Genomic DNA, 2,867 nt, shown 5'->3' with positions numbered 1-2,867 from the left:
GTTGGTCGTCTTGACCCCACGAATCGCCTCAAGCCCCACCTTCGCCTTGAAGCTCGCCGAAAAGGTCTTACGATTCCTCTCTGTCACTGTCGCTCTCCTCGTTAATGTGCGAGGCGATAACTTAAATCCGTGTCCAATTTTCGGGGTCCACTATAGGATCTCCAACCCGACATCGCCTTGCAGCTGCCCGATGTAGGTCCTGATGGTCTCGCGGAAGGCCGTTTTGTCACTGCTGTTGCCGCTCAAGGCTTCCATCAGCAGAGGAATCCCGGCTTGGCGCTCGCACAGCAATTGCAGCACCACCTGATTCAACTCGGGACGGTGATCGCGGCTGTAGCCGCGGGTGATGTGAATCACGCCCGTCGGCTCTTCCTCGAGAGCGCTGTTGTACTGCCCATCGACATGGAAACTGCTCGCGTCGAGGTGCCCGAAACGACACACCAAGCCCAAACGCTGCACCGCTCGCGCGGCCAGCTGCGCATACAGTCGGGTCGGACCATAGGCGTAGATCCGATCCAGCGCGCGCCCGAGCACATCGTCGTTGAGATGCTCCGCGGTGATCCCCAGGCCGAGCAGCCGCTCAACAGGCTTGTCCTTGAAGAACAACGGGGTGAGGTACAACGCACGCTGCGTAAAGCCCAAGCCGTTGAGCACCATCGCCTTAACCGCCTGCCCGAGGGAGACGTTGCGGCTGTCTTCATCCTGCACCAGCACCTGGTCGATCAGCTCCCCGAGACCCAGCTCGTCGTACATCCCGGCGACCAGTCCCAGGTGATTGAGGACCTGGCTGCTGTAATGGCGTGGACTGGCCATGGAGCCGGTTTCGATGTGCACGGCCATCTGTGCTTCCCCTCAGCGTTGGCAAAAAACGCGATGATACAGAACGTGAGGGAGCAGCTGCCGCTGGGGTGATGGCTGTGGAATAACGGTGCTAAGCTACGATGACAGGCGTCTTGTTCGTTTTCCGTGTGCGAGATGACGACATCTCCACTGAAAATCAGCAACAAAAAATTCGTTATTACACATTATGGCGTGCGGAATATCGGCTAGCTGGAAATGTCCTCGGCGAATGAGGCTTCGATTGTTAATACATTTAAGTCATGATCACCTGGGATGAGCTCAAGGATCGATTCAAAAACGAGTGATACATATCGGTCCGTCTTTGTTGGGCACGCTGCACTTTGCCCAACCTACAGCTGTGTGGGTTATTTTGGAACCGTTACCAAGTAGATCTTGGATACTGATTCATGTTCATCAAGCTGTTCGACGAAGGTGATGATGATCTTGTATCGTCTTCAGCTCATCAGCTTCGGTCATTTGGGCGCGAAACAGATCCCACCGCGTTTGAAGGCTCAGCCAAAATTCAGCCGATACGCCAAAGAACTTGCTCAATCTCAGCGCAGTGCTTGGAGTGCCCCCGCGCTTTTGGTTGACGAGTTCGTTGACACGCTGATAAGGCACATGGATGGCGAGATCCCGGGACAGTTTGCTGGATTGCCGCCCTATCGCGCGAGGTATCGGGGCTTCGGTCGATTGTTGAACGGCACGCCTCCCGATCGGAGGTTTGCCGGCGGCGGCGAACGAGGGCGGGGAGGCGAGCGCGTAAGCGCCCTGGTTGAAGCGGCGTCCTGTCTTGCCGCCGCGACGCTCGCCGCGCGCGGCGGCAAGCCGCTCCCACCCGTCTGGGCGAATCCGCTAGACTTGCGCGATGACAGCCAACAGCCAAACCGCCGACCCGACCGCTCAGAGCGACTACGATAGCCCGTGGAAAGAAGCCTTGGAGCGCTATTTTCCGGAGTTCCTCGGGCTGCTGTTTCCGGCCATCCATGCCGAAATCGACTGGACCGCGCCCTACCGCTCGCTCGACAACGAGCTGCAGCAGATTACCGGTGATGCCGACAGCGGCCGGCGCTACGCCGACAAACTGCTTGATGTGCGCACAAGAGACGGTCGCGAGACCTGGGTGCTGGTCCATGTTGAAGTGCAGAGCGATGCGCACGCGGTTTTTCCCAAGCGGATGTTTCGTTACAACTACCGGATACGCGATCGGTATGACCGTTCGGTGGTCAGCCTGGCGGTGCTGAGCGATAGCAACCAGCGATTTCGCCCGGTGCGCTATGAGGATGGGCGTTGGGGCTGTCGGATTGCCTTCGAGTTTCCGATGGTCAAACTGCTCGACTACGCCGAGCCGGATCGCTGGGCGGCCCTGGAGGCTAGCGACAACGTCTTCGCCTTGGTGGTGATGGCGCAGATCCGCGCCAAGGTCACTGACGATGCCGAAACGCTCAAAGGCTGGAAATTCCGCCTCATCCGCCTGATGTACGAGCGCGGCTATGAGCGCGCGCTGATTCTGGAGCTGTTCCGACTCATCGACTGGATGATCCGCCTACCCGCGGGACTGGAAGCAGACTTTCGCCAAGAACTCTATGCCTACGAGGAGCAACAGCGTATGCCTTATGTGACGACGGTTGAGCAAGCGGGTATTCAGCGGGGCGAAGCCATCATCCTGCTGCGCCAGCTGAGCAAGAAGTTTGGCGCTGAAGTGGTCGAGCATTACCGCACGCGCATTGAATCGGCTGACCCGGAGCAGCTCGAGGCTTGGTGCGAGCGCATCCTCAGCGCCGAGAGCCCGGAAACGATTTTCCACTGAGAGGGCGCAGGGTTAAGTCTTGAAATCGTAACGTCTCAATAACTCAGGGCACGGGAAACCGCAAGCCGAGGGTTTTGAGTAGGCCGGGCACTCCCCGGACGGTAGGGCGACGTTTGTGTTCTCTGTTTGCCGCCTGGTTTCCCGGCGGTGCCACATGATCTCGCCCGTGGTCCAGGTTGCGACCCGGCCCCTCTCAGAACCGGACAAGCGGCTTTCC

Annotated in this window: 2 protein-coding genes and 1 pseudogene; 1 reads left to right on the top strand and 2 read right to left on the bottom strand. The window is 58.7% G+C overall.

Going from position 1 to position 2,867, the window contains the following annotated elements:
• Window positions 1-153 precede the first annotated feature (153 nt).
• Window positions 154-840 (bottom strand): annotated as a pseudogene (locus tag G3480_RS25910) (IS1634 family transposase); the annotation flags it as partial.
• 414 nt (window positions 841-1,254) lie between these two features.
• A complete protein-coding gene (locus tag G3480_RS25905) occupies window positions 1,255-1,461 on the bottom strand; it encodes a HigA family addiction module antitoxin (RefSeq protein WP_338114229.1) in 207 nt (68 codons plus the stop codon).
• Between the two features lie 247 nt (window positions 1,462-1,708).
• Between G3480_RS25905 and G3480_RS25900 the strand changes: the two genes are divergently transcribed.
• Window positions 1,709-2,650, top strand: coding sequence for a DUF4351 domain-containing protein (locus G3480_RS25900; RefSeq protein ID WP_164657090.1), 942 nt, complete (start codon window positions 1,709-1,711; stop codon window positions 2,648-2,650).
• Window positions 2,651-2,867 lie beyond the last annotated feature (217 nt).

The sequence above is a fragment of the Thiorhodococcus mannitoliphagus genome (genome assembly GCF_010915725.1).
GTDB lineage: Bacteria > Pseudomonadota > Gammaproteobacteria > Chromatiales > Chromatiaceae > Thiorhodococcus > Thiorhodococcus mannitoliphagus.
The sequence above is the reverse complement of the archived record's forward strand: the minus strand, read 5'-3'. Positions and strand labels throughout refer to the sequence as shown.

Coding starts and splice junctions, on each gene's coding strand:
- G3480_RS25900 (WP_164657090.1), top strand. CDS start 1,709: ATGACAGCCAACAGCCAAACCGCCGACCCGACCGCTCAGAGCGACTAC.